Annotated in this window: 19 protein-coding genes and 3 pseudogenes; 14 read left to right on the top strand and 8 right to left on the bottom strand. The window is 70.8% G+C overall.

Going from position 1 to position 25,285, the window contains the following annotated elements; translation table 11 throughout:
• Positions 1–81: 81 nt before the first annotated feature.
• A complete protein-coding gene (locus IEZ21_RS32590) occupies positions 82–1,011 on the top strand; it encodes a pyridoxamine 5'-phosphate oxidase family protein (RefSeq protein ID WP_189325420.1) in 930 nt (309 codons plus the stop codon).
• A 54-nt stretch (positions 1,012–1,065) separates the two neighbouring features.
• Here IEZ21_RS32590 and IEZ21_RS32595 read toward each other — a convergent pair whose 3' ends face one another.
• Together IEZ21_RS32595 and IEZ21_RS32600 are read right to left on the bottom strand one after the other, a co-directional pair.
• Complete coding sequence (locus IEZ21_RS32595; protein WP_189325421.1) at positions 1,066–1,743, bottom strand: CBS domain-containing protein; 678 nt, start codon at positions 1,741–1,743, stop codon at positions 1,066–1,068.
• A gap of 24 nt (positions 1,744–1,767) precedes the next feature.
• The gene (locus tag IEZ21_RS32600) at positions 1,768–2,169 is read right to left on the bottom strand and encodes a Crp/Fnr family transcriptional regulator (RefSeq protein ID WP_165344188.1); all 402 of its coding nucleotides are present in this window, start codon (positions 2,167–2,169) and stop codon (positions 1,768–1,770) included.
• A 349-nt stretch (positions 2,170–2,518) separates the two neighbouring features.
• Between IEZ21_RS32600 and IEZ21_RS32605 the strand changes: the two are divergent.
• From IEZ21_RS32605 to IEZ21_RS32635, 9 genes and pseudogenes are all read left to right on the top strand, one after another.
• A pseudogene (locus IEZ21_RS32605) lies at positions 2,519–2,782 on the top strand (universal stress protein); the annotation flags it as partial.
• A 136-nt stretch (positions 2,783–2,918) separates the two neighbouring features.
• Positions 2,919–3,797 (top strand): potassium channel family protein, encoded by an 879-nt coding sequence (locus tag IEZ21_RS32610; protein ID WP_189325422.1) that lies wholly within the window; start codon positions 2,919–2,921, stop codon positions 3,795–3,797.
• 119 nt (positions 3,798–3,916) lie between these two features.
• Positions 3,917–4,123, top strand: a pseudogene (locus tag IEZ21_RS49230) (cation-transporting P-type ATPase); the annotation flags it as partial.
• Positions 4,124–4,180: 57 nt separating this feature from the next.
• A pseudogene (locus IEZ21_RS49235) lies at positions 4,181–6,099 on the top strand (cation-translocating P-type ATPase).
• Positions 5,984–6,553, top strand: coding sequence for a cation transporting ATPase C-terminal domain-containing protein (locus IEZ21_RS47945; RefSeq protein WP_246568363.1), 570 nt, complete (start codon positions 5,984–5,986; stop codon positions 6,551–6,553). Before IEZ21_RS49235 ends, IEZ21_RS47945 begins: the two are co-directional and overlap by 116 nt.
• 129 nt (positions 6,554–6,682) lie before the next feature.
• The gene (locus tag IEZ21_RS32620; RefSeq protein WP_189325423.1) at positions 6,683–7,102 is read left to right on the top strand and encodes a CBS domain-containing protein; all 420 of its coding nucleotides are present in this window, start codon (positions 6,683–6,685) and stop codon (positions 7,100–7,102) included.
• A 123-nt stretch (positions 7,103–7,225) separates the two neighbouring features.
• A complete protein-coding gene (locus tag IEZ21_RS32625; RefSeq protein ID WP_189325516.1) occupies positions 7,226–7,975 on the top strand; it encodes a glucose 1-dehydrogenase in 750 nt (249 codons plus the stop codon).
• A gap of 28 nt (positions 7,976–8,003) precedes the next feature.
• Positions 8,004–8,669, top strand: coding sequence for a hypothetical protein (locus IEZ21_RS32630; RefSeq protein WP_189325424.1), 666 nt, complete (start codon positions 8,004–8,006; stop codon positions 8,667–8,669).
• 23 nt (positions 8,670–8,692) lie between these two features.
• The gene (locus IEZ21_RS32635; RefSeq protein WP_189325425.1) at positions 8,693–9,367 is read left to right on the top strand and encodes a hypothetical protein; all 675 of its coding nucleotides are present in this window, start codon (positions 8,693–8,695) and stop codon (positions 9,365–9,367) included.
• Between the two features lie 95 nt (positions 9,368–9,462).
• Here IEZ21_RS32635 and IEZ21_RS32640 read toward each other — a convergent pair whose 3' ends face one another.
• Positions 9,463–10,890 (bottom strand): wax ester/triacylglycerol synthase family O-acyltransferase, encoded by a 1,428-nt coding sequence (locus tag IEZ21_RS32640; protein WP_189325426.1) that lies wholly within the window; start codon positions 10,888–10,890, stop codon positions 9,463–9,465.
• A 333-nt stretch (positions 10,891–11,223) separates the two neighbouring features.
• Here IEZ21_RS32640 and IEZ21_RS32645 point away from each other — a divergent pair, with 333 nt between their 5' ends.
• The gene (locus IEZ21_RS32645; RefSeq protein WP_246568365.1) at positions 11,224–11,505 is read left to right on the top strand and encodes a hypothetical protein; all 282 of its coding nucleotides are present in this window, start codon (positions 11,224–11,226) and stop codon (positions 11,503–11,505) included.
• A gap of 584 nt (positions 11,506–12,089) precedes the next feature.
• Here IEZ21_RS32645 and IEZ21_RS32650 read toward each other — a convergent pair.
• The 3 genes from IEZ21_RS32650 to IEZ21_RS32660 all read right to left on the bottom strand — a co-directional run bounded on the left by IEZ21_RS32650 (position 12,090) and on the right by IEZ21_RS32660 (position 16,202).
• The gene (locus IEZ21_RS32650; protein ID WP_189325427.1) at positions 12,090–12,716 is read right to left on the bottom strand and encodes a DoxX family membrane protein; all 627 of its coding nucleotides are present in this window, start codon (positions 12,714–12,716) and stop codon (positions 12,090–12,092) included.
• A gap of 144 nt (positions 12,717–12,860) precedes the next feature.
• Positions 12,861–15,245, bottom strand: coding sequence for a phosphoketolase family protein (locus tag IEZ21_RS32655; RefSeq protein ID WP_189325428.1), 2,385 nt, complete (start codon positions 15,243–15,245; stop codon positions 12,861–12,863).
• Positions 15,246–15,371: 126 nt separating this feature from the next.
• Positions 15,372–16,202 carry a universal stress protein gene (locus IEZ21_RS32660; RefSeq protein ID WP_189325429.1) on the bottom strand — a complete coding sequence of 277 codons (831 nt, stop codon included), beginning with the start codon at positions 16,200–16,202 and terminating at the stop codon, positions 15,372–15,374.
• A gap of 493 nt (positions 16,203–16,695) precedes the next feature.
• Here IEZ21_RS32660 and IEZ21_RS32665 point away from each other — a divergent pair, with 493 nt between their 5' ends.
• From IEZ21_RS32665 to cydD, 3 genes are all read left to right on the top strand, one after another.
• Entirely contained in the window at positions 16,696–18,237 is a 1,542-nt protein-coding gene (locus tag IEZ21_RS32665) for a cytochrome ubiquinol oxidase subunit I (RefSeq protein ID WP_189325430.1), read from the top strand.
• 72 nt (positions 18,238–18,309) lie between these two features.
• Positions 18,310–19,308 (top strand): cytochrome d ubiquinol oxidase subunit II, encoded by a 999-nt coding sequence (gene cydB, locus IEZ21_RS32670; protein ID WP_189325431.1) that lies wholly within the window; start codon positions 18,310–18,312, stop codon positions 19,306–19,308.
• A 55-nt stretch (positions 19,309–19,363) separates the two neighbouring features.
• Positions 19,364–22,858, top strand: coding sequence for a thiol reductant ABC exporter subunit CydD (cydD, locus tag IEZ21_RS32675; RefSeq protein WP_189325432.1), 3,495 nt, complete (start codon positions 19,364–19,366; stop codon positions 22,856–22,858).
• Between the two features lie 162 nt (positions 22,859–23,020).
• Here cydD and IEZ21_RS32680 read toward each other — a convergent pair whose 3' ends face one another.
• Together IEZ21_RS32680 and IEZ21_RS32685 are read right to left on the bottom strand one after the other, a co-directional pair.
• A complete protein-coding gene (locus IEZ21_RS32680) occupies positions 23,021–23,944 on the bottom strand; it encodes a carbamate kinase (protein WP_189325433.1) in 924 nt (307 codons plus the stop codon).
• 117 nt (positions 23,945–24,061) lie between these two features.
• Positions 24,062–24,970 carry a universal stress protein gene (locus tag IEZ21_RS32685; RefSeq protein WP_189325434.1) on the bottom strand — a complete coding sequence of 303 codons (909 nt, stop codon included), beginning with the start codon at positions 24,968–24,970 and terminating at the stop codon, positions 24,062–24,064.
• Between the last annotated feature and the right edge of the window lie 315 nt (positions 24,971–25,285).

Below are 25,285 nucleotides of genomic sequence, written 5' to 3' on the forward strand. Positions count from 1 at the left end.
CGGAGGTTCTCGTCCCGTGCGGCGGCACGCCGCGCGGGGGACGTTGGGTTACAGCAGCATTCTGCGGAAACGGCGGCGATCATGCGAGCTCAACTCGGCGATCAACTCGTGGTAAAGAGCCCTGCCACCGGCGCCACCAGGCGCGAAGGCGAGATTGTCGGACTCCACCACGAGGATGGAACGCCTCCCTACGATGTGCGCTGGTCGGACACGGACGAGGTGACCCTCGTCTTTCCCGGGCCCGACGCACACATCCGTCACATCGAGCACGGGCCCGGGAGCGCACACGAGCCTTCCCGGCCACGTACGGACCAGGCAGGCGGGCAGAGAAGTGCCGAGCCCCGCGGAACCCCGCCGGGCAGGCCGCCCAATCCCGGTGACATCGGCCGCCGCGTTGCCACCGAACGCACACGCCAAGGACTGACCCGGGAAGAGACAGCCCGCCGCGCCAGAATGGCACCGGAATACCTGGCATACCTCGAAGAACAGCCTGCCGACCCGACCGTTGCCACTCTTATCGGCCTGGCCGATGCGCTGGGCACCACCACCGCCGCTCTGCGCGGAGGCGGCATCGATCTGCCGCCCGGCCTGGGCCAGGCACTCCTGCACCCTCGGCTGCTCGACCTCCACCCCGACGAATGCCGCACCCTGATGTCCACACACGGCGTGGGGCGCGTCGCGGTGTCGACAGCGCACGGCCCGGCGGTGGTTCCGGTGAACTACGAGGTCGTCGACGACGCGATCGCGTTCCGGACCGCGCCGGACTCGGTCCCGGCCGCGGCCGTGGGATCGGAAGTCGCCTTCGAGGTCGACCACGTCGACGAAGCCATGAGCCAGGGCTGGAGCGTGCTCGTCGTCGGACCCGCGCGTGAGGTTACCGACCCTGACGCCGTGCGCAAGCTGGTCGATCGCGCCCACACCACGCCGTGGCCAGGCGGTGAACGCGAGATGTGGGTGTCGATCCAGCCCACGCGCATCACGGGGCGCCGTATTACTTCGGCCGAGCAATGAGGGAGGAGCGCCGGCCACTCCTCACCGCCCGGTACGTATGACTGGTTCGACCTTTTACCGCTCGCCCCCCGGTCCGGCCGGAGTGGTGGACTCACCGGTGAGGTGGGGCTCGACGTCCACGACGCCCTCCACTGCGCGCACGAGGCGCACGGCAACCGAGATCAGCGAGGTGTCCTGGATGTGTCCGCGGAGGGTGACGACTCCCTCGTGCACGTTCACGTGGATGGCGTGGCTGAAGGCCGGGAAGAGGTAGGACACCACGGTGCGGCGGACCTCCTCCTCGATTTCCTCGTCGGACCGCAGGAAGACCTTCAGCAGGTCGGCGCGGCTGACGATTCCCTGGAGCATGCCGATGTCGTCGATCACGGGCAGCCGTTTGACGTGCCTGACGGCCATGATCCTGGCCGCCTGGGCCAAGGTGGCGTCGGGGTGGACCGTGATGGCGGAGGTGCTCATGAGCTCCTCCGCCGTCACTGCCCCGGCCTTGGCGACGTCGGACAGGCGCCGACGTTGCTCGAAGAGGCTCGGGTCGCTGTCGCGGAACTCCTCCTTGGGCAGCAGGTCGGCCTCGGAGACGACGCCGATGACGCGCCCTTCTCCCTCCAGCACCGGCATGGCACTGACCTTCCACTGCTCCATGGTCCGGACGATCTCCTTGAAGGGGGCGTCGCGTCCGACGGCCACGACCGTATGCGTCATCACATCGCTCACGATGTGCGGGGTCTCAGGCACTTCGGGCCTCCTCGTCTCGCCTCGTCAGGGCACCTCGCCTGCGCCGTAGGGCGCGTACAGGTCGAGCAGTCGTACCCGGGCGGACCTGAGCCGGGCTGCGATCACTCCGGCGACATAGGTGCACATTTCGTGCTGCAGTTCCGGGTTCTTGCCGCACAGCTCACGGACCGCGGCCGCGTCGAACTCGTAGGCGCGCACCGGGCTGCTGGCCTGGGCACCCAGGTGCCAGTGGTGGGGAGGGACGAACCATGACCAGCCCAGCAGTTCCCCGGCCCCGAGGGTGTCGACGACCGCTGCGCGGCGGCCGGGCACATGCAGGTCGAGAGCGACGGTGCCCGTGTGGATGATCCAGAAGCGGTCGGCCTTGCCGCCCTCGTTGTAGACGCGCTCGTCGATCTCGAACGACACCTCGCGAGCGAGGGACATGAGCTGCTCGCGATGCTCCTTTGTCAGGGCGCCGAAGACGCCGGTCCTCGCAACCACAATGGTCTTCCCTTCTCCATGACCTCGAAGTGGAGGCGGGCTCGTATCCGGTCACGGACGTCTCACCAGGCACGGACCCAGGCCAACGCGAAGGCAGTGGCGGCGATGCCGAGTGGCACCCAGCGCTGTGTTCCCGGCCACATGACTCCACGATCGTCGCAAATCGGCATGGTGCAACCCGGGCCGAGACCTCCCTGCGAGAGTCCGGCCACGTGTCGCGACGGACCCGGGGCGGTGCGACGGTATTCACGGGGGGCCTTCGCGGTGGCCGGGCAGGAAGGCGGTAGGGACCATGGAGCTCCCGCTGGTCGTAGGTGTCGACGGATCGGAGTCCAGCCTGCAAGCCGTGGACTGGGCGATGGACGAGGCTGCGCGCCTCGGGCTGCCCTTGCGCCTCGTCTACGCCTCTCTGTGGGAGCGGTACGAGGGAAGCCGCCCGTCCTTCAGCACCGACCGCCCAGCCGAAGAGGTCATGGCCGAGCACATCATCGCGTCCTGCGCGGAACGCGCCCGGCTGCGCAACCCAGAGGTGAAGGTGTCGAGCGACGTGCTGCCGGTGAGCTGATCCGCGTGGCGGACCGGAAAAGACGTGACGGCTGGTCAGGAACTCCGGGAGCGCGGCGATTCGGAGCCTCGCGGCGGCGCCGTCAGCCTAGGGTCCGCTGCAGGCGACATGGTCGTGGGAGACGTGGATGAAGTGGCTGGTCTCGCTGGTCGGCGCGGGGCTGGTCATGGTCACCCTGCGGGACCTGTTCCACACCCTCTGGCACCCCACCCGCCACGGCGGCCTGAGCCGCCTGGTCATGACGGCGCTGTGGCGACTGGCCCGGCGCTTTCGTGCGCGCAGGCGTGTGGTCGGGCTCGTCGGGCCGCTCGCCATGGTGACGGTGGTGGGCATGTGGGCCGCCACCGTCGTCCTCGGCTGGGCCATCGTCTACTGGCCCCACATGCCCGGGGCGTTCACCTTCTCGCCCGGTTCCAAGGCGGCGCAGGAGCCGGCGCTACTCGACTCCCTGTACCTGTCGCTCGTCACGGTGGCCACCTTGGGGCTGGGTGACATCGCACCCGGCGAGGCCTGGCTCCGCCTGGTCTCACCGTTGGAGGCCCTCGTCGGCTTCGCGCTGCTCACGGCCACGGTCTCCTGGGTACTGGAGATCTACCCGGCGCTGACCCGCCGGAGGGTCCTGGCCATCCGGCTGGCGCTGCTGCGCGACTCGGACCCGGCGACCCAGCAGATCGACTGCACTGCGGGGGCGTTGCTGCTGGACAGCCTGGCCACCGAGGTCGTACGTGTCCGTATCGACTTCACCCAGTATGCCGAGGCGTACTACTTCCACGACGGGGAGGATCACGCGTCGCTGGCGGCCATGGTCGGCTACGCCGACGCCCTTGCCCAGCGCGGACAGGCAGGGCGGAGGCCGGAGGTGCGACTGGCCGGTGACCTGCTCGCCGGTGCGCTGAAAGACCTGGCCGCCATCCTCGACCAGCGTTTCCTCCATACGGGCGGAACACCGACGGAAGTGCTCGCCGCGTACGCCGCCGACCACGGCCGCAGCAGCGCGCAGCCCTGAGCAAGGGGGCACTCTGAGAGGGCAGAAGGCCGTCTCTCGGGGCGGTGGCCGGGTACACGACGGGAGCGGTTGATGGCACCCAACGCACGGAGCTGGCCGGACACGGCTCCGCCACGGGCGTGAACCGGCGCAGCGGCAACCGGAGGTCCGCTCCGGAGGAAAACCGGCTCAGGGGCGCGACTCCCGCCGGAGGGCTGTCGTCGGACGAGGCCGCGCGGCGGCTGGCACTGCACGGGCCCAATGAGATCCCCTCGGAGCCGCGTACCCCGGTGTGGCGGCGGGTGCTGCAGCAGCTGCGCGATCCGCTGATCCTCGTCCTGCTCGTCGCTGCCGCCCTGACGATCGCCACCGGCGATCTCTCCGACGCCGCCGTGATCCTGCTCGTGATCACCGTGAACACGGTGGTCGGCGTCGTGCAGGAGGTACGGGCGGAAGAGGCGGTGATGGCCCTGTCCGCGATGAGTGCCCCGGCCGCCAGGGTGGTGCGGGGCGGTGAGGAACGTTCCATCCCGTCGGCCGAGGTGGTGCCGGGCGACCTGGTCCTGGTGGCCGAGGGAGACATCGTCCCCGCGGACGCGGACGTGCTGGACGGGGCGTTGCTGCTGGCGGACGAGTCCTCGCTGACGGGTGAGTCCGTTCCGGTGGAGAAGGCCCCCGACAGTGACGAGGCGCGAGGGGCGGTGTCGGCGGGCACGGTCATCGTCCGCGGCCACGGCCGTGTCGTGGTCACCGCCACCGGGGCCGACAGTGCGCTCGGCCGGATCACTTCCCTGATGGGTGCCGCGCCCGGTCTGACCCCGCTGCAGCGCCGGCTGGCGAGGTTCGGCCGGGTTCTGGCGGCGGCCATTGTGGCGCTGTGCGCGGTGGTCCTCGCTATCGGGCTGGTGCGCGGACAGCCCGTGGAGCTGATGGTCGTGGCGGCGATCAGCCTCGCCGTCGCGGCCGTACCGGAGTCCCTGCCCGCCGTCGTGACGCTCGCCCTCGCACTGGGAGCCAGGCGGATGGCGGACCGGCACGCCATCGTCCGCAGGCTGCCCGCCGTCGAGACCCTGGGCTCCGTCACGGTGATCGCCACCGACAAGACCGGCACCCTGACCGAGGGCCGGATGGCCGCTGAGCAACTGTGGACGCCACTCGGCGAGGGAGCGGTCGTGGGGACCGGCTACGACCTCGAGGGCCAGGTCGTCCGCGACGGCGAGAGGGTGACCCCGGGCAACGGACCCGACCTGGCGGCGCTCCTGCGGGCCGCGATGCTGTGCAACGACGCGGCGCTGGAGCCCCCGTCGGATCATTCCCCGGACTGGAGCGCTCTCGGAGATCCCACCGAGGCCGCCCTGCTGGTGGCCGGAGCCCGCCTCGGGCTGGACCGGGCGGCGCTGGACCGTGAACTGCCGCGCCTGGAGGAGATTTCGTTCGACAGCGACCGCAAGCGCATGACACCGTGCACCGCCGCCCGAAGGGCGGAGTGCGGGTCGCGTGCAAAGGAGCGCCGGAATCCATGCTCGGACCGGCGGCCCTGTCCGACGACCCTGAGCTACTCGTCCGAGCAGCCGCACAGGCGGAGGCGTGGGCACGCCGTGGGTACCGGGTGCTCGCCGTTGCCTCGGCCGACCACGAGGACACGGCGCAACGGCCCTCGACTTGGGAGTCGGGCCTGTCGCTACTCGGCCTCGTCGGCATCCTGGACCCGCCCCGCAGCGCGTCCGAGCCGACGATCACCGCCTGCAAACGGGCCGGTATCGTCCCCGTACTCATCACTGGCGACCACCCGCTGACCGCACGGGCCGTGGCCGACCGCCTCGGCATCGCCTCCAGCGACGAGGAGGTCACCACCGGCGATCGGATCAGGGAAGGCACAGCCGGTGATCTGACGGGCGTACGGGTCTACGCCCGGACCACCCCGGAGCAGAAGCTGGACATCGTCCAGGCGTGGCGTGGGGCCGGGCACGTGGTGGCGATGACGGGGGACGGCGTCGACGACGGCCCGGCCCTGCGTCAGGCCGACATCGGCGTCGCCATGGGCCGGCGCGGCACGGAGGTCGCGCGCCAGGCGGCCGATCTGGTACTAGCCGACGACAACCCGGCCACGATCGTGTCCGCCGTCGAGGAGGGGCGCCGGGTCTACGCGAACATACGCCGGTTCCTGCTCTACGGGCTCGCGGGGGGGCACTGCGGAGATTCTGGTCATGCTCCTCGGCCCTTTCCTGGGGATGCCGCTGCCGCTTCTGCCCGCGCAGATCCTGTGGATCAACCTGCTCACGCACGGCCTGCCAGGCGTCGCTCTCGGCGCGGAACCCGTTGACCCGCACACGATGCGCAACTCGCCCCGGCCTCCCGAGGAGAGCGTGCTGGGGGCCGGCCTGTGGCCGCGGATCCTGTTCATGGGGGCCTTCGTCGCCACCGTGACCCTCGTGGTCGGCGTCTGGGCCCGGGAGACCGGGCGCCCCTGGCAGTCCATGATCTTCCTGGTGCTCGGGGCGACCCAGCTCGGCGTGGCCCTCGGCTCCCGGGCCCGCCCGGGCAGCCTAGCCAACCCATTCCTGCTGGTCGCCGTGGGAGTGGCACTGAGCCTTCAGGCCGCCGGTGTCTATCTGCCACCCTTGCGGGACCTGTTGGGTACGGAGCCGCTTCGGCCCACCGATCTGGCGATCGCCGCTGTGCTGTCCGGCCTCGGGCATGTCGTCATGCGTCTCCAGGCGCGGCTGAGACCGGAACGCCTGCAGAAGGCGGGTCTACCGGCAGCCCAGGGACGTTGAGTGACGTGCGCACCTGTTCCCGGCATGCGCACGGGAGGTTAGGGATCCACACTGGTCTGGAGGAGTGCCGGCCTGGGTGGGCCAGGTTCCGTCGGCCCGCGTGGACAGCGACGCTCGATGGAGACGACTATGACCACTGCCCGGGAGGTCATGCACGCTGGCGCCACCTGCATCCAGGAGAACGAGACACTTCAAGACGCGGCGCGCAGGATGAAGGAACTGGACGTCGGAGCCCTCCCGATCTGCGGCGAGGACGACCGGCTCCACGGGATCATCACGGACCGTGACATCGTGGTGAAGTGTCTCGCCAAGGGCAAGGACCCCAGGACCGTGACCGCGGGCCAGCTGGAGCAGGGCAAGCCGATCACGATCGACGCCGGGGCCGATGCCAACCAGGTCCTTCAGGCCATGGAAGAGCACAAGATTCGCCGACTGCCGGTCATCGACAATCACCGCCTTGTCGGCATGATCAGCGAGGCGGACCTCGCCCGTCACCTGCCCGAGGACCAGGTGGGCCATTTCGTCGAGGTCGTCTGCGCGGCCCCCTGACCGACCCATCGGTCGTCGTCCTGCGGCCCTTGAAACCGGACGTGTCATGCCGTCATGCCGAGTCGGTCGCGGCCGATGCCGCTCCTACGGATCTTCGTCGAGGCACTGGTTCAGGAGGTCATGATGGGACGTCTCACCGAGCGGGTGGCGATCGTCACCGGTGGAGCCAGGGGGATCGGCGCCGCTGTGGCACGTCTGTTCGCGGCCGAGGGTGCGGCCGTGGTGGTCGCCGACGTCCTCGATGCCGAGGGGGAGAAGCTGGCGGCGGAACTCGGTGGCCCGGCCCGCTACGCGCACCTGGACGTCAGCACCGAGGACGGCTGGCAGACGGTGGTGGCAGAGACGGAGCGGGAGCTGGGCCCTGTCTCGGTGCTGGTCAACAACGCCGGCATCCTTGCGTGGGGAACCATCGAGGAACAGACCCTCGAATCCTTCCGGCGGGTCATCGACGTCAACCTCCAAGGCGCCTGGCTGGGTACGCGTACGGCGGCACCGTCTCTTCGCCGGGCCGGCGGAGGCGTGATCGTGAACATCTCCTCCATCGCCGGCATCACCGGCTATGCCGGCATCGGATCGTATGTGGCCAGCAAGTGGGGACTGCGCGGGCTGACCAAGGCCGCGGCCCTGGAATTGGCCCCGGACGGGATCCGCGTCTGTTCGGTCCACCCCGGTGCGGTGCGCACCGCGATGACGGCCGACTTCGACGACTCGTTCACAGCCGGACAGCCACTCCCACGATTCGGGGAGTCCGACGAGGTCGCCCGTATGGTGCTCTTCATCGTCGCCGACGCCACCTTCTCGACCGGCGTGGAGTTCGTCCTGGACGGCGGTGTCACCGTCGGCCCACCGACCGTCCTGACTCCGGCCCGATGACCGGGCACCTGGCGAGGTGTGCCTCCCCATGACCCCCGCGTCCAAGGCCCGGGCCGTCGCTTCCGCAGCGGTCACCTTGGTGCTGCACGGCCAGGTCATGCGGCCGATGATGCTGACCTGGGGCGCGACTCGCGAAGAGGCTGCGCGTGCCTATCCCGGGGATGAGCTCATCCCTGATGCCGACAGTAGCTCGACCATGGCCACGACCCTGCCCGCGCCGCCTTCGGAGGTCTGGCCGTGGCTGGCGCAGATGGGCTGTGACCGCGGCGGCTGGTACAGCTGGGACCGGCTGGACAACGGTGGGCGGCCGAGCGCTGATCGCATCGTCCCCCAGTGGCAGGGCCTGGAGCCGGGACAGCGGCTTGCCTCTGTGCCCAGCGGCCGCGCCTGGTTCACCGTCGCGGTACTCGTACCGGAACGGACCCTGGTACTGCGGGCCGACACTCGACTGCCGTCCGGCAGCCCGTTCGACGCGTTCCATGGCCCGCCGCCTGTCGCGTTCGTCAGTTCGGTCTGGGGCTTCCACCTCGAACCGGCCGGCGCGGACACCCGCCTTGTCGTCCGCACGCACGGTCGAAGCCGCCCGCGCGTGCTCACGAGGCCGATTGACTTGTTGTTCTGGGAACCCGCCCACTTCATCATGCAGACCCGCCAGTTCCACAACCTGCGCGCGCGGCTCGCCCGGGCCGCGTGACCACGTGCTCCCGGGAGGCTCCGATGTGCGCCGACTCGACCGCCGATCCCACCGGTGAACCGCTGCTGCTGGACGGTGCGCTGCCCGAGTTCGGGTTCTCCCGCCTCGAATGCGTGGCGCTCGCCGCGACACCGCCCGTCGCTTACGAGGCCGCGCGCGGGCTGGACCTGCTCACCATCCGCTCCTCGCTTCTCAACGCGGCCGTGTGGGCACGCGGACTGCCTGAACGGCTCCGCGGCCGGTCCATGCCGACCCCGCCGTCCCTGCGGGTGGCCGACCTGTTCGACACCGCCGGTGAAGCATGGGAAGGTCAGCCCTGGGTGGCGCTGGGCGAGAATCCAGGCCGCGAGCTCGTCTTCGGTGCGGTCGGGAAGCCGTGGCGGGCCTCCATCGAGTGGCGGCGGGTCGAACCGCAGCACTTCACGTCGTACGACGAGGCCGGCTGGGCGAAGATGGCGGCCGCCTTCGTGGTCCATCCGTACGGCACCCAGCGGTCCCTGCTCACCTACGAGGCGCGCACCACCTGCACCGACCCGGCATCGACCGCCCGCTTCGGCCGCTACTGGACGCTCGTCTCCCCCGGCATCGGCGTCGTTCTGCGCGGGGCGCTCCACGCGGTCAGGGCAACAGCGGAGCAAGTGTCCAGGCGGCCCGGCCAAGGCGCGTCGCGGGGACGGTACTCGCCTTCTGGTCCCTGAGCAGCCGGGCGCGGCACATCGCGTGTGGGACCACCTCACCAACAAGGCGCTCCAGCCCGGTCGCTGACACCGTTAAGGGGTCCTTGCCCGTCAATTCACGCAAGGAGGTGTTGTGATGAGCTCAGCGCCTGCAGGGAATCCCGCACGCCCTGGGCGAAGACGTCGACGTCGGGACAGGCGTTCGCGTCGGCTACGACGGTGATGTTCAACTGCTCGGCATAGGAGAGCGCAGCGACCGCAAGAGTGAAGTTCCCGATGAGCGGCACGACTGGGAAGATCTCGGTGATCCGCGCCCCGGCGAGGTAGAGCGGCATCGGAGGGCCGAAGATGTTGGCGACGTACACGTTCGCCCAGCGCTGACGGGCGAGGCCGCGTGTCATGGCCCGCTGGAGGACCCGGTTGCGGCCGAGGATTCCTTCGGGAGCGCCAACGACGTACTTCTTCTGTCGGGCGCTCGCCTCGGCGATCAGCCGCAGCCTCCGGATCGGATCGGGCTCACCGATCGGGAGCGGCACGAACATCAAACCGCCCTGGTTGCCGCGTGCCCTGCCGGGTTCCTCCTGGTGGAGCGAGACGGGCACGAAGGCCCGCAGGACCAGATCCTCGACGAGTTCCCCACGGCTGCGCAGCAGCTCTCGAAGGCCGCCTGCGGTGGCTGACATCAGGACGTCGTTCAGTTTCGCGTCGTGGTGGTGAGCGATCTGCTTGGCGGCGTCGAGGTTGCTGCGGATGACCGCCAGTCTGCGGTGCTGGCCGATCGGGATGTTGAAGCTGGTCCGCGGTGCTCGCCCCTTGAGATAGTTCTCGCGTACCTCGGGCCACCTCTCCCGGGCCTGATGCAGCGTGGTGGCGGGCCGACGGAGCTTCGACAGCGCGCCTTCGGCCGCCTGGACGCGCCGACGAAGGTTGTCCTCGAACAGGTTGCGGCTGGATGGCATTGGCACCGGGGTCCAAGGACGGGCGGGCGTCGTGGGTGCATCGGCGCTCAGATCGCAGAACGTGCCGAGCAGGGTCACCCCCGCCGGGCCGTCGGCGATGGTGTGGTGCACCTTGATGAACATGGCCACCCGGTCGTCGGCCAGGCCGGGCAGGAACCACACCTCCCACAGCGGCCGTGACCGGCTCAGGGGGAGAGCGCGCACGTCCTCAACCGTGCGAAGAAGGCGCTCCTCATCAGGGGGAGCAGCGAAGGGGCGGACACGGACGTGTTCGGTGAGATCGAAGAATCGAGCATCGACCCACAGCGGCCAGCCGAGCCCCCACCGAGGCGTGTAGAGCAGCTGACGGAATCGCGGGACCTGAGGCAGGCGGCTTCCGATCACTTCCCGAACCGCCTCCACCCGAAAGCGACCATCCCGATCGAGTAGCCCGGTGCCATCGAGGATGGCGAGGGCGCCGATCACCTCGGGCCAGCCGAGATCATCCGGCCACAGCATCATGAGATCCTGCGGGCCCAACCGTTCCGTGATCGGGAGCCGGGGGCCGGGCTGGGCAGATCTTGGCGCAATGCTTGACTTGTTCATGATCCCACCGCCGCCCAGGACGAAGATCAGAAACCTTGCACACTTCAATAGTCTCGCTCACCCGACTCGCGGTGAAAGGCACTGAGCTCCGCGGACCTGATGGCGGGGACAGATGTCCGCTGCACCAGGCCTGCGACGAACTGGCCTCCGAGCGGGGACGCCACCCGCGCCACCGTACGTGACGATCCGCATGCGCGACGCCCTGGACCGCGGTGTGCGCGTCCGGGCCGCCGCGGGGTGGAACGCGGAGTGAGCCCGCGGGCCGGTCGGGCTGGATGATCGGCCCCGTGGGACAGGTGTCGCATCGGCCGCAAGCACCTGATCACCGCGGGCATGCTGCTCCAAGCCGCCGCCATCGGACTCGTCGCCGCCGCAACCACCTTCTCCGCCTGGGCCGTCGCGCAGATTCTGCTCGGCATCGGCACGGCACTCGTCTACCCGACTCTGCTCGCCGTCATCGGCGCAGTCGCCCACCCCGCCTGGCGCGCCCGCGCCGTCGGCGTCTACCGCCTGTGGCGCGACGGAGGCTTCGCCGTCGGGCTCTCCTCGCCGACGCCTACGGCCTCACCACAGCCATCTGGTCCGTCGCCGCCCTCACCGCCGCCTCCGGCCTGATGGTCGCGGTCCGCATGTACGAAACACACCCCCGCTCATGACGGGCTGTACCCCACGTTCTTCCTGTGACAGCAAGGCGAAGAAATGGACAACGGACAGGCGCCAGCCCTGTCCGTAACCGCGACGATAAGTACCTCTCCCGGCCCTTGGTCACGAAGCGCTGGGCGTACCTCGCCGGGTGTCATACCGCGATCATTCGCCGACCGGAGCCTGGCCCCGATCGTCTCTTCTCCGGCTTTGCGAGGTCGAGTGATGCGTCGTCATCCGTGACATGGGCCACCTGCTCCGTGGGAAATGATCTTGATAAGCGCGGGATGACTCCTTCACAAGACCGTCCATATCCCCTGACCAGTCCATTCCGTCGGTTCCCCGATGCGGGAGGCAGCCCCAATGAGCGGCACCGTCCACGCGATCCTCCTGAGGCCCTCGAGGTGACTCCACTCTCGTGGCGCGCGGCGGGCGGCAGGGGGCCCACTGTCCGTGTGTGCAGGCGATCGACCCCGGTGATGGCGGTGGGCGGCACAAACGACCGGGGCACCGCCGCTGTCCTGCGGCGGTGCCCCGGTCCGACGAGCCCGCGGCCCTCAGAGCAGCCAGCGATTGCGGCTGACGAACGGCAGCCGCGCCCACGCCTTGCCCAGGCCCCAGGTGGCGCCGGCGCCCGCGACCGCCAGGGCGATCAGGACGACGGCGTAGACGAGGTGGTAGTCGACGAAGGGATTGGTCGACATGCTCGCCGAACCGTCGGACAGGTGCCTGGCCGGCGGCCACTCGGCGATCCACATGAAGGCCATCATCGCGGTGCCGGCGACCGCGGCGAGCCGCAGGCCGATGCCCGCGATCAGGGCGAGACCGATGCCGAGCAGGCCGAGCATGAACAGCCAGTTGGCCCAGGCGGCCCCGGCCCAGTCGTGGAAGGTGGACTCCATCGGGCCGACGGCCACCCCGCCGAGGAAGCCCATGGTGGGCGAGCCGCCGTCGATCCAGCCCTTGCCGGACGGGGTCGCGTAGCCGAAGCCGAAGGTCTTGTCCAGGAACGCCCACAGGAAGACGAACCCGGTCAGGACGCGTAGTCCGGCGAAGACGTGTGCGCGGGTCGCCGTCGCCGCCGCGGTGGTCGTGTCGGCGGACTCCGGTGCCGCCGTCCGGGTCCTGCGCAGGGACGGGAAGTGGAATCCCGGGTGCCGTTGCGGGTGGTTGTGGACTGCCATGATGCTCATCCCTTTCGAGGGGTGCGACGCGCAGGTTGTCGGACGACTCTCGTTGCGTCTCCAATGTCCCGCTCCGCCAAGGGAGTTCGGAGGGGCTGTGAGGCCCGGAGAACTGGGCCGACCGTCCCGTCTCCGCCGGTCCGTTCAGCCGTCCCAGGTCCAGTCGGCGACCTCGGGGAGATCGGTGCCGTGTTCACGGATCCAGTCGTGGTGACGCAGCCGGGTGTCCTCCATCAACTGCCGTACGGGGGCGGCGCGTACGGCCAGGCCCGGGACGCGGTCGATGACGTCCATGACCAGCCGGTAGCGGTCGAGGTCGTTGCGGACCACCATGTCGAACGGCGTGGTCGTGGTGCCGATCTCCTTGTAGCCGCGCACGTGGAGATTCGCGTGGCCGACCCGGCGGTACGCGAGGCGGTGGATCAGCCACGGATACCCGTGGTAGGCGAAGATCACCGGCTTGTCGCGGGTGAACAGCGCGTCGTACTCGGCGTCGGGCATGCCGTGCGGATGCTCCTCGGCGGGCAGCAGCCGGGCCAGGTCGACGACGTTGACGACCCGGACGGCCAGCTGGGGCAGATGGGTGCGCAGCAGTTGCGCGGCGGCCAGCACCTCCTGGGTGGGCACGTCACCGGCGGCGGCCAGCACCACGTCCGGCTCCCGCTCGCCGCTCTCCGTACCGGCCCACTCCCAGATCCCGGCGCCCCGAGCGCAGTGAGCGTGGGCCTGGTCCATGGTGAGCCAGTCGAAGCAGGGCTGCTTGCCGGCGACCACGACGTTGACGTAGTCGCGGCTGCGCAGCACATGGTCGGCGACCGACAGCAGGGTGTTGGCGTCCGGCGGCAGATAGACCCGTACGACCTCCGGGCTCTTGTTGAGGACGTGGTCGATGAACCCGGGGTCCTGGTGCGAGAAGCCGTTGTGGTCCTGGCGCCAGACGTGCGAGGTCAGCAGGTAGTTGAGGGAGGCGATGGGGGCGCGCCAGGGCAGCTTCCGGGTGACGCGCAGCCACTTGATGTGCTGGTTGACCATCGAGTCGACGATGTGCACGAACGCCTCGTAGCAGGAGAACAGCCCGTGCCGGCCGGTCAACAGATAGCCCTCCAGCCAGCCCTGGCAGGTGTGTTCGGACAGGATCTCCATCACCCGGCCGTGCCGCTCCAGGTGCTCGTCGACCGGGAGCATCTGGGCCTGCCAGGCCTTGCCGCTCGCGTCGAAAACGGCCTGGAGCCGATTGGACGCGGTCTCGTCCGGGCCGACCAGACGGAAGTCCCGGCGGCCGCTGGTGTGATGCATGACATGCTCCAGCAGATCGCCGAGGACCCGGGTGGGCTCGTGCAGCGTCACACCGGGCTTGTCGACCGGAACGGCGTACCGGTCCAGCTCCGGCAGGGGCAGCTCGCGCAGCAGCAGCCCGCCGTTGGCGTGCGGGGTGGCGCCCAGACGCCGGGCGCCCTCGGGCACGCAGGCCAGCACCTGCTCGCGGGGGCGGCCGTGCTCGTCGAAGAGCTCTTCCGGCTTGTACGAACGCAGCCACGCCTCCAACTGACGCAGGTGATCCGGGTTGTCGCGGACGGCGGACAAGGGCACCTGGTGGGAACGCCACGTGCCCTCCACCGGGAGGCCGTCGACCTCGGCGGGCCCGGTCCAGCCCTTCGGGGTGCGCAGCACGATCACCGGCCAGTGAGCCCGTTCGGCGACGCCGTCCTCGCGCGCGGTGCGCTGGATGAGCGCGATGCGCTCCAAGGCGTCGTCCATGGCGGTGGCCATGGCACGGTGCACGGTCATCGGGTCGTCGCCGGTGACGTGGATCGGGGCGTGGCCGTACCCCCGCAGCAACGCGTCGAGTTCGGACTCGGGCAGCCGGGCCAGCACCGTCGGGTTGGCGATCTTGTAGCCGTTCAGGTGCAGGATCGGCAGGACAGCCCCGTCGTGGACTGGGTCGAGGAACTTGTTGGAGTGCCAGGAGGCGGCCAGCGGCCCGGTCTCCGCCTCCCCGTCGCCGATCACGCAGGCGACCAGCAGGTCCGGGTTGTCCAGGGCAGCCCCGTATGCGTGCGAGAGCGAGTAGCCCAGCTCGCCGCCCTCATGGATGGAGCCCGGCGTCTCCGGCGCCACGTGGCTGGGGATCCCGCCGGGGAACGAGAACTGCTTAAAGAGGCGGGCCATCCCCGCCGCGTCCCGGGTGATGTCCGGATACGTCTGGGAGTACGAGCCCTCCAGCCAGGAGTTGGCCACCACGGCGGGACCGCCGTGTCCGGGGCCCCAGATGCACAGGGCGTCCTGGCCGCGGGCCCTGATGACACGGTTGAGGTGGGTGTACACGAGATTGAGCCCGGGCGAGGTACCCCAGTGGCCGAGCAGCCGCGGCTTGACGTGCTCCGGGCGCAGCGGCTCGGTCAGCAACGGGTTGGCCATGAGGTAGATCTGGCCCACGGACAGGTAGTTCGCGGCGCGCCAGTGGGCGTCCAGCGTCCTCAGCTCGTCGTCCGTGAGCCGGGCGGGCGCCTGCTGCGTGTCGACGGACATAGGGGATTCCCTTCCGGGTCGGGGTGTGGGCCGGCGTACATGCCGGGCCGCACCTCCCCACTCTCCGCCCGCCCACGGGTACCCGACAGGGCCGACCGGGCCATCCCTCGGAGCGCGTGGTGCCGTTCACCCGGTCGGCACGACGACCACCGGGCAGTGGGAGCGGTGCACCAGGGTGTGCGCGACCGGCCCCAGCTGCGGGCCGAGCCGGCTGGTGCGGCGGTGGGCGCCGATGACGACGACGTCAGCCTGGCGGGTGGCCTCCAGCAGTGCCTGCGCCGGGTCGGTGCGCACCGTGCGGGTCTCGACTCCGACCTCGGGGTGCTGCTCCCGCAGCCGGGCCATGGCGAAACGCGGCACGGCCTCCTCGGTCCGGTCCTGCTGGGCGAGTTCCCGCTGTCCCGGGCTCGTCGCGGGCACGAGCGAGGGCAGTTCGGGGGTGATGTGCCGGTGGGTCCAGGAGTGCAGGACGCGCAGTCGGGCACCGCGCCGCTCCGCCTCCTGGAAGGCGTAGGCAGCCACGTCCGCGTCTGTGTCGTCGGCCAGGCCGAGCAGCACCTCGCCGCCGTCCCAGCACAGGTGATCACCGCGTACGACCAGCAGCGGACTGTGCACGTGCGCCGCCAGACGCCGGCTCACCGAACCGAGCAGCAGACCGGTGAGCCCGCCCAGCCCGCGGGTGCCGACGACGGTGAGCGCGGCGCCCTCGCTCTCGCGCGCCAGCGCCCCCACGGCACCGCCCTCCGCGGCCGACGCCACCACCGGCAGGCCGGGGTGACGCTCCCGGACCCGGGAAGCGGCCGACGCCAGGATCGGTCCGGCCTCGTCGCGGTCGGGCACGGCGTACACGACGTGGAGCGCGGCACCACGCCGCGCCGCCTCGTCCGCGGCCCGGTCCAACGCCCGTACGGCGACGAGCGAGCCGTCCACTCCGACGGCCACGTAGTGGAGCGTCATGGTGCTGTTCCCTTCTGTTCCGTGCTCGGATGCTCGGGTGCTCGGGGTGTTCGGCGGGAAGGGGCCGAGGACGGTGGCGAGTTGGCCATCGGTCGGCTCGACTGGTTCCCACGGTGGGTCCGTTGACGATGCTCGTCGGCGGCGGACTCACGGGGCAGGGGCCGCAGGTGCCCGCCGACGCGCCGTACGGCCCCTTGTCGCAGGGCCGAACGGCCTCGGGCGCGGCAGGGAGCAGAGAGCCGGGAAGAAGCGGCGAAGGCGGGGTGCCGGCCCGGGAGTCGCGAGCCCCGCAGTGCCATTGGGCCCAGAGAAAGGCCGGGACTGTGGGCCGTTCGGCCCCGGTGTCAGGACCGTACGGCGCCTGTCCTGGCGATACGCCCGCCCGCGAGGGTGTCGTCCACGGGTCGGCGCCCTCCGTGGCCGGTCCGGCCATTTCCCGCTGCCTGCCCCCGAACCCGGGGTGCGCGCGACCCCGTACACGAGGAGGCCCGCCGTGGAACTGGCGCTGGCTCAGGAGACCGTCGCCCGATGGCAGTTCGGCATCACGACCGTCTACCACTTCCTGTTCGTCCCGCTCACCATCAGCCTGGCCTTCCTCGTCGCGGGCCTGCAGACGGCCTGGGTGCGCACGGGCAAGGACAAGTACTTCAAGGCCACCCGGTTCTGGGGCAAGCTCTTCCTGATCAACGTCGCGATGGGCGTGGCCACCGGCATCGTGCAGGAGTTCCAGTTCGGCATGAACTGGTCCGCCTACTCGAAGTTCGTCGGTGACGTCTTCGGCGCCCCGCTCGCCATGGAGGCGCTGCTCGCGTTCTTCTTCGAGTCCACCTTCATCGGCCTGTGGATCTTCGGCTGGGACAAGCTGCCCCGGAAGATCCACCTGGCCTGCATCTGGCTGGTGGCGATCGGCACGTTCCTGTCGGCGTACTTCATCCTGGCCGCCAACTCCTGGATGCAGCACCCCGTCGGATACGAGGTCAACGAAGTCACCGGCCGCGCCGAGCTCAACGACATCGCGGCCGTGCTGTTCCAGAAGACCACCCTGGTCGTCGTCTTCCACACCCTCACCGCGACCTTCCTCACGGGCGGCGCCTTCATGATCGGCATCGCCGCGTACCAGCTGCGCCGCGCGTCGAAGGCCGCGAAGCCGGACACTCCCGGCCGGATCGCCGCCATGCGCACCTCGCTGCGCCTCGGCCTGGTCACGGTCGTCATCGCCGGTCTCGGCACGGCGGTCAGCGGCGACGCGCTCGCCAAGGTGATGTACGAGCAGCAGCCCATGAAGATGGCCGCCGCCGAAGCCCTCTGGGAGACGGAGGAGTCGGCGCCCTTCTCCCTCTTCGCGTACGGCGATGTCGACGAGGGCCGCAACACCGTCGAGGTCGAGATACCCGGGGTGCTGTCCTATCTCGCCAAGGGCGACTTCACCTCAGCAGTGCCCGGCATCAGCACCGTCGAGGCCTTGGAGAAGGCGAAGTACGGTGATCTCGCCGACGACTACAAGCCCAACATCCCCACCGCCTACTGGTCGTTCCGCTGGATGATCGGCTTCGGCATGGCCTCCTTCGCGATCGGACTCGCCGGGCTGTGGCTGACCCGGCAGAAGCGGTGGCTGGCCGCCGGCAAACGGCGCGGCGAGGACGAGGTCCCGCTGCTGACGCTCACCCCGAACCGCGAACTCGGCCCGACCCTCAACACCTGGGCCTGGAGGCTCGCCGTCCTCACCATGGGCTTCCCGCTGGTCGCCAACTCCTTCGGCTGGATCTTCACGGAGATGGGCCGCCAGCCCTGGAGCGTGTACGGGCTGATGACCACCGCCGACGCGGTCTCGCCCGGCGTCTCCGTCGCCGAGCAGATCACCTCGCTGAGCGTCTTCACCGCCCTGTACGCCGTACTGGCCGTCGTCGAGGTGCGGCTGCTCGTCAAGTACGCCAAGGCCGGCCCCGTCGACGAACTGCCGCCGCCGGAGGTCCCCTCACTGCGCGGCCCGTCCGCCGACGAGGACACCGACCGCCCGATGACCTTCGCCTACTGAGACCCACTGAGATCTTCCGAGACCTTCTGACGACCGTCCGAGACTTCCGGAGAGACGGAGAGAGACACGGCCATGGAGCTGCACGACGTCTGGTTCGCCCTGATCGCGGTCCTGTGGATCGGCTACTTCTTCCTGGAGGGCTTCGACTTCGGGATCGGTATCCTCACCAAGCTGCTCGCCCGCGGCGAGGCCGAGCGCCGGGTGCTCATCAACACCGTCGGCCCGGTCTGGGACGGCAACGAGGTGTGGCTGCTCACCGCAGGCGGCGCCACCTTCGCCGCGTTCCCGGTCTGGTACGCCACCCTGTTCAGCGGCTTCTACCTGCCGCTGCTGGCCATCCTGGTCTGCCTGATCGTGAGGGTCGTCGCCTTCGAGTACCGCGGCAAGCGCGACGACGCCCAGTGGAAGCGCAACTGGGAGCACGCCCTGTTCTGGACCTCCCTGCTGCCCGCGTTCCTGTGGGGCGTGGCCTTCGCGAACATCGTCCACGGCGTGAAGATCGACACCGAGGGCGAGTACGCCGGTACGGTCCTGGACCTGCTCAACCCGTACGCCCTCCTCGGCGGCCTCGTCACGCTCACCCTGTTCACCTTCCACGGCGCGGTGTTCGCGGCGCTCAAGACGCGCGGCGACATCCGCGACCGGGCCCGCACACTGGCCGGCCGGGCGGGCCTCGCCACCGCCGGGCTCGCGCTGGTCTTCCTGCTGTGGACCCAGACCAGCGGCGGCAACGTCCGCAGCCTCGTCGCGCTCGTCCTCACGGTCGCCGCACTGCTCGGAGCGCTCGCCGCGAACCAACGGGCCCGCGAGGGCTGGGCGTTCGCCCTCTCCGGCGTCACCGTCGCCGGGGCCGTCGCGATGCTCTTCCTCGCGCTCTACCCGGACGTGATGCCGTCCAGCCTGAACACGGCATGGAGTCTGACGGTCAGCAACGCCTCCTCGTCCACGTACACGCTGACGGTCATGACCTGGGTGGCGGCGATCATGACGCCGGTCGTGCTGCTCTACCAGGGCTGGACGTACTGGGTGTTCCGCAAGCGCATCGGTGTCGAGCACATCCCGGCCGCCTGACGATCCCCGAGCCTCAGAGCACCAGCGTCCTCAGAGCCCGAAAGGCACACACGCGATGAAACCCGTCGACCCGCGGCTGCTGCGCCACGCGCGTGCCACCCGGCTCTTTCTCGCCGCCTCCGTGGCCCTGGGCACGATCGGCGCGGGGCTGCTCGTGGTCCAGGCCGCGGCCATCGCCGAGGTGGTGGTGGGGGCCTTCGAAGACGGCCGGGACCTGGGTTCCTTGCAAGGCCCTCTGCTCCTACTGGCCGCCGTGTCGTTCGGTCGGGCCGCGGTCGCCTGGCTCACCGAGTCCGCCGCGCACCGTGCCTCGGCGGCCGTGAAGTCGCAGCTGCGCGGGCGGCTGCTGGAGCACGCGACCGCGCTCGGCCCGGACTTCGTGGCCGGGCAGCGCAGCGGTGAGCTCACCACCCTCGCCACGCGTGGGGTGGACGCGCTCGACGACTACTTCGGGCGGTACGTGCCGCAGTTGGCGTTGTCGGTCGTGGTCCCGGTCGTCGTGCTGGCGAGGATCGTGACCGCGGACTGGCTCTCGGCGGCGATCATCGCGGCGACGCTGCCGCTGATCCCGCTGTTCATGGTGCTGATCGGACTGGCCACGCAGGCGCACACGGACCGTCAGTGGCGGACCCTGTCCCGGCTCTCGCACCACTTCCTGGACGTGGTGGCGGGCCTGCCGACGCTGAAGGTCTTCGGGCGGGCCAGGGCGCAGGCGGCAGCGATCCGGCGGATCACCGACGAGTACCGCCGGGCGACCCTGCGCACCCTGCGGATCGCGTTCGTCTCCTCCTTCGCCCTGGAACTGCTGTCCACGCTGTCCGTCGCACTCGTCGCGGTGAGCATCGGACTGCGGATGGTCGGGGGCGGCCTCGACCTGTACACCGGTCTGCTGGTGCTGGTCCTGGCACCGGAGGCGTACGCCCCGATCCGGGCGGTGGGTGTCCACTACCACGCCAGTGTCGAAGGACTCACCGCCGCCGGGAAGATCTTCGACGTCCTGGAGACCCCGCTCCCTGGGCGCGGCAATGCCGACACACCCGACCTTTCCACCTCCCCCATCACCGTCGACAACCTCACCGTGACCCGCCCCGGCCGCCCCGCGCCTGCCGTCGAGAACCTGTCCTTCACGGTCCGCCCCGGCGAGACGGTCGCCCTGACCGGCCCCTCCGGAGCCGGCAAGACCAGCGTCCTGTCCGTCCTGCTCGGCTTCACCGCCCCAGCGGCCGGAACCCTGACCGTCGGCGACCGGGACCTGGCCGACATCGCCCCCGAGCTGTGGCACCGCAGGATCGCCTGGGTCCCGCAGCACCCGCATCTCGTCGCCGGGACCATCGCCGACAACGTCCGGCTCGCCCGGCCCGAGGCCACCGACGCGGACGTACGCCGGGCCCTGCGCGACGCGAACGCCCTCGACCTCCCCGACGACCTCGCCCTCGGCGAGAACGGCACCGGCCTCTCCGCCGGCCAGCGCCAACGCGTCGCCCTCGCACGCGCCTTCCTCGCCGACCGCCCGCTCGTCCTCCTCGACGAACCGACCGCCCACCTCGACGCCGAGAACGAGTCCGCGATCGCCGACTCCGTCCGCCGCCTGGCCGCCACCCGCACGGTGATCCTGACCTCCCACCGCCCGGCCCTGACGGCCCTCGCGGACCGGTGCGTGGAACTCCGGGCCCCGGCCGCCGGCAGCAAGAGCACGGGTGAGTCAGCCGGGCCGGTGTCCGTGGGTCTCCCTGCCGAGACGCCGGAACAGCGGACGGAACCCAGCGCCCCGGGCCTCGTTCCCAGCGGCTCAACGGGCTCCCCGCTGCGCCGACTTGTACGGATGACCGTGACCGGGCGCACACGCACTCGTCTCGCCCTGGCTGTCGTGCTCGGCGCACTCGCCCTCGGGTGTGCCGTCGCGCTCATGGGCACGTCGGGCTGGCTGATCTCGCGCGCCTCGCAGCAGCCGCCGGTGCTGCACCTGATGGTCGCGGTGACCTGCGTACGGGCCTTCGGCGTCGGACGCAGCGTCCTGCGCTACGCCGAGCGGCTGGTGGCCCACGACGCCGTACTGCGCGGTCTCGGCACCCTGCGAACCGCCGTGTACGGACGACTGGAGCGGCTGGCTCCGTCCGGACTGCGCCTGTACCGGAAGGGGGATCTGCTCTCCCGGTTCGTCACCGACGTCGACTCCGTGCAGGACCATCTGCTGCGCTTCCGCCTCCCGGCCGCGGCGGCGGCCCTGGTGGGAACGGCGGCCGCGGCGCTGCTGGGCGCGGTGCTGCCCGCCGCCGGAATCGTGCTCGCCACCGGACTGCTGCTCGCGGGCGTGGGCGTGCCCCTGCTGACCGCGACCATCTCCCGCCGTACCGAACGCCGCCAGGCACCGGCCCGCGGCGAACTGGCGGCCACCGTCCTGGACGCGTTGTCCGGTACCGCCGAGCTCACGGTGACCGGGGCATTGTCCCGCCAACTGGCCGCCGTACGCTCCGCGGACCGCCGCCTGACCCGGATCGCCGCCCGCTCGGCCGCCACCGCGGGGCTCGGATCCGGGCTCGTGGCGCTGCTCGCCGGGCTCACGACCACCGCCTGCGCGGCCGTGGGCGTCCAGGCGGTGGCCGCCGGCCGACTGGACGGGGTTCTGCTCGCGGTACTGATCCTCACCCCGCTCGCCGCGTTCGAGGCGGTCGCGGGACTCCCGGCCGCCGCCCAGGTACGGCAGCGCAGCCGCCGAGCCGCGGAACGGGTCGTCGATGTCATCGACGCTCCCGTCCCGGTCCGCGAACCCGAGCACCCGGCCCCGCTCCCCCAGCCGTCTCTGCCCCTTCGACTGCACGGGCTGACTGCCGTCTGGCCCGGCCGCCTCGAACCGGCCCTCAGCGGCATCGACCTGGACCTCTCCCCCGGGCGCCGGATCGCGGTCGTCGGGCCGAGCGGCTCCGGCAAGACCACCCTCGCCCACGTCCTGCTCCGCTTCCTCGACCCCGCCGCGGGCACCTACACGCTCGCCGGGACCGACGCGATCCGCCTGGCCGGAGACGACGTACGACGTGTCGTGGGCCTGTGCGCCCAGGACGCACACCTGTTCGACAGCACCCTCCGTGAGAACCTCCGTCTGGCCCGCCCCGAGTGCACCGACGCCGATCTGTGGACGGCGCTCGCCGCGGCCCGCCTCGACGCCTGGGTACGGGACCTGCCCGCCGACCTCGACACCCCGGTCGGCGAACACGGCGCCCGCCTCTCCGGAGGCCAGCGCCAACGCCTCGCCCTGGCCCGCGCGTTGCTCGCCGACTTCCCCGTCCTCGTACTCGACGAACCCGCCGAACACCTTGACCTGCCCACCGCCGACGCACTGACGACCGACCTCCTCGCGGCCACACGGGGACGCGCCACCGTACTGATCACCCACCGGCTGGCGGGACTTGAGGACGTCGACGAGATCGTCGTCCTCGACCACGGCCGCGTGGTCCAGCGCGGCACCTGGGCCGAACTCATGGCCGTACCGGGCCCGTTGCGGCGAACGGCCGAGCAGGAGCAGTCAGCCGAACCGGCGCGAGCTGCCGCCTGAGTGCTCCATCGAACACGACAACGGCCCGGCCGACTGATTTCCGTCGGCCGGGCCGTGCACATCGAGGCCGGCGCCGGAAGTCCTCCACATCGGCGAAGAACACCGGGGGGCGTAGCAGGGGCCATGGGGCCGTTCGGCCTGCCGGCCCCGCCCTGACGGACTTCAGCCGACTGTCAGATCGGGGCGCACAAGGGTCCCCGACCTCCCGTGAATGATCTCGTACGCCGCGTCGAGGGCGCCGATCGCGGCCAGGCCGCCGGTGCGTTCGACGAACCGGGCGGCGGCCTCGGTCTTGGGCCCCATCGAGCCGTCGGGGTAGCCTCCGCGGCGCAGGTCGCCCGGGGTGGCGTCCAGGACGGGCTGCTGGTCGTGGGTGCCGTAGTCGGCGTAGACGTTCGGCACGTCGGTGAGGATGAGCAGGAAGTCGGCCTTGAGTTCCTCGGCGAGCAGGGCCGCGGTGAGGTCCTTGTCGACGACCGCCTCGACGCCGGTCAGGGCGCCGGTGTCGTGATCGGCGGTGACGGGGACGCCTCCGCCGCCGGCGCAGATGACCAGCACGCCGCAGGTGAGCAGGTCGTGGATGGTCTCGGTCTCGACGATCCCCTCGGGCGCGGGTGAGGCGACGACCTGGTGCCAGCCGGTGGCGTCCTTGGCGATGTGCCAGCCGCGCCTTCGCGCGAGGGAGTGGGCGACGTCCCGGGGGTACACGGGGCCGACGCGCTTCGTGGGCAGCGCGAAGGCCGGATCGTCGGGCCGTACCAGGGTGTGGGTGACGAGTGCGGCGATCTTGCGGCCGGGCAGCGTGTCGTGCAGGGCGCGGACCAGCAGCGAGCCGATCAGGCCCTCGGTCTGGGCGCCCAGCAGGTCCAGCGGATACGGGGCGGTCAGGACCGGGTCGGCCGCGCTCTCCATGGCGAGCAGGCCGATCTGCGGCTCGTTGCCATGGGTGATGACGACCTCGTGTTCGAGGGCGAGGCCGGCGACGGCGGTGGCCACCCGGTCGATGTTCGCCTGCTGCACGGCCGCGTCGGGGCGATCACCCCGGCGCAGCAGGGCGTTGCCGCCGAGGGCGATGACGATGCGCACGGTTCAGTCCTCCAGGGTGGCGAGAGCGTACGGCCTTGATGGTGTGCAACCGGTTTCTCCGCCTGTCGTGAGCGCCGACAGGTGGCGGGAGCCGACGGGAGCACCTTGGGAGCCGGTTCAGGCGTGCGGTACCACGGCGACGGGGCAGCCGACATGGTGCAGTGCCGCGTGCGTCACGGGTCCGATGTGCGTGCCGAGGTGACCGTCCCGTGTACGGCGCCCCACCACGACGAGGGAGGCTCCGGACGATGCGCGCACCAGTGCGATGGCCGCCCTGCCTTCGGAGACGGTCTCGGTCACGGAGACCCCGGGGAACTTCTCGCACCACGGACGCAGCGTCGCGATGACGGCGCGTTCCTGTGCCGCGAGGAACTCCGGCCCGGCCCCGGTGACCGCGTGCAGGTCGGCGCCGTCGGCCGACGGAACGCTGAAGGCGTGGATCACGTGCAGTGCGGCGCCGTTGCGGCGGGCGGCCTCGAAGGCGAACTCGATCAGTTCGTCGCAGGGGCGTCGGGTGTCCAGCCCGAGAACGACCTCGCGGTACGGGGTCTCGGGGATCTCCTCCGGCGAGACCCCGTCGGGTGCCGGAAGATGCTCGTCGGCGGCGGTCTCACCCGCGCGGACGAGCACGACGGGGCGCTCGGACCTGGCGACGACCCGCTGGGACACCGATCCGACCAGGAACCCTGCGACACCGCTGAGCCCGCGGGAGCCGAGCACCAGCAGCTCCGCCTCCTCGGCCGCCGCGAGCAGGGCGTCGACCGCGGAGCCGGACACCAGCTGGTCGACGATCTGCAGCCCGGGGTGCGCGGCACGGACGCTGCCGACCGCTCGGTCCAGGGTTTGCTGGGCCCACTCGTGCTCGCTCGTGCCTGCCGGTACGGAGGAGGCCGGGCGGGGATGCCATGTCCACGCGTGCACCAGATTCAACGAGGCTCCGCGACGCAGGGCTTCCCGGGCCGCCCAGTGCGCGGCCGCGAGACTCTCGGTGGAACCGTCAACTCCTGCGGTGACCTGCCGAAGCATGCTGCCTGCCTCCTCCGTCCGAGCCTGTTGTGCATTTCTGATTCGAGCGTCGTGCAGGAACGGCCCTGTGCGCAGGGGCCGTACAGGCCCTTCACGGGGCCCGTACGGCCCCACTCCTTCTGTGGCTCAGTGCCGGACCAGGGTCCGAACGGGTCGACGGGACACCTCAGTCGTCCGCGTGGCCGCCGTCCTCGCCGCCCACCGCGAACGGCCCGGATCAGGTGATCCCGCGCAATGAAGTCGGGCCGTTCGGAACCGGACAGGGCCGTACGGCCCCTCCTGCGGCCACTGGCGTGGGCGCCACGCTGGCATCTG

The organism is Streptomyces flaveus, assembly GCF_014647675.1.
In the GTDB taxonomy this organism is placed as follows: Bacteria; Actinomycetota; Actinomycetes; order Streptomycetales; family Streptomycetaceae; genus Streptomyces; species Streptomyces flaveus.

What these genes read in the sequence shown, in the direction of transcription:
- IEZ21_RS32590 (WP_189325420.1), top strand. Translation starts at nt 82, where the DNA reads ATGCGAGCTCAACTCGGCGATCAACTCGTGGTAAAGAGCCCTGCCACC.
- IEZ21_RS32600 (WP_165344188.1), bottom strand. Translation starts at nt 2,169, where the DNA reads ATGTCCCTCGCTCGCGAGGTGTCGTTCGAGATCGACGAGCGCGTCTAC.
- IEZ21_RS32610 (WP_189325422.1), top strand. Translation starts at nt 2,919, where the DNA reads ATGAAGTGGCTGGTCTCGCTGGTCGGCGCGGGGCTGGTCATGGTCACC.
- IEZ21_RS47945 (WP_246568363.1), top strand. Translation starts at nt 5,984, where the DNA reads ATGCTCCTCGGCCCTTTCCTGGGGATGCCGCTGCCGCTTCTGCCCGCG.
- IEZ21_RS32620 (WP_189325423.1), top strand. Translation starts at nt 6,683, where the DNA reads ATGACCACTGCCCGGGAGGTCATGCACGCTGGCGCCACCTGCATCCAG.
- IEZ21_RS32625 (WP_189325516.1), top strand. Translation starts at nt 7,226, where the DNA reads ATGGGACGTCTCACCGAGCGGGTGGCGATCGTCACCGGTGGAGCCAGG.
- IEZ21_RS32630 (WP_189325424.1), top strand. Translation starts at nt 8,004, where the DNA reads ATGACCCCCGCGTCCAAGGCCCGGGCCGTCGCTTCCGCAGCGGTCACC.
- IEZ21_RS32635 (WP_189325425.1), top strand. Translation starts at nt 8,693, where the DNA reads ATGTGCGCCGACTCGACCGCCGATCCCACCGGTGAACCGCTGCTGCTG.
- IEZ21_RS32640 (WP_189325426.1), bottom strand. Translation starts at nt 10,890, where the DNA reads ATGAACAAGTCAAGCATTGCGCCAAGATCTGCCCAGCCCGGCCCCCGG.
- IEZ21_RS32645 (WP_246568365.1), top strand. Translation starts at nt 11,224, where the DNA reads ATGCTGCTCCAAGCCGCCGCCATCGGACTCGTCGCCGCCGCAACCACC.
- IEZ21_RS32650 (WP_189325427.1), bottom strand. Translation starts at nt 12,716, where the DNA reads ATGGCAGTCCACAACCACCCGCAACGGCACCCGGGATTCCACTTCCCG.
- IEZ21_RS32655 (WP_189325428.1), bottom strand. Translation starts at nt 15,245, where the DNA reads ATGTCCGTCGACACGCAGCAGGCGCCCGCCCGGCTCACGGACGACGAG.
- IEZ21_RS32660 (WP_189325429.1), bottom strand. Translation starts at nt 16,202, where the DNA reads ATGACGCTCCACTACGTGGCCGTCGGAGTGGACGGCTCGCTCGTCGCC.
- cydB (WP_189325431.1), top strand. Translation starts at nt 18,310, where the DNA reads ATGGAGCTGCACGACGTCTGGTTCGCCCTGATCGCGGTCCTGTGGATC.
- cydD (WP_189325432.1), top strand. Translation starts at nt 19,364, where the DNA reads ATGAAACCCGTCGACCCGCGGCTGCTGCGCCACGCGCGTGCCACCCGG.
- IEZ21_RS32685 (WP_189325434.1), bottom strand. Translation starts at nt 24,970, where the DNA reads ATGCTTCGGCAGGTCACCGCAGGAGTTGACGGTTCCACCGAGAGTCTC.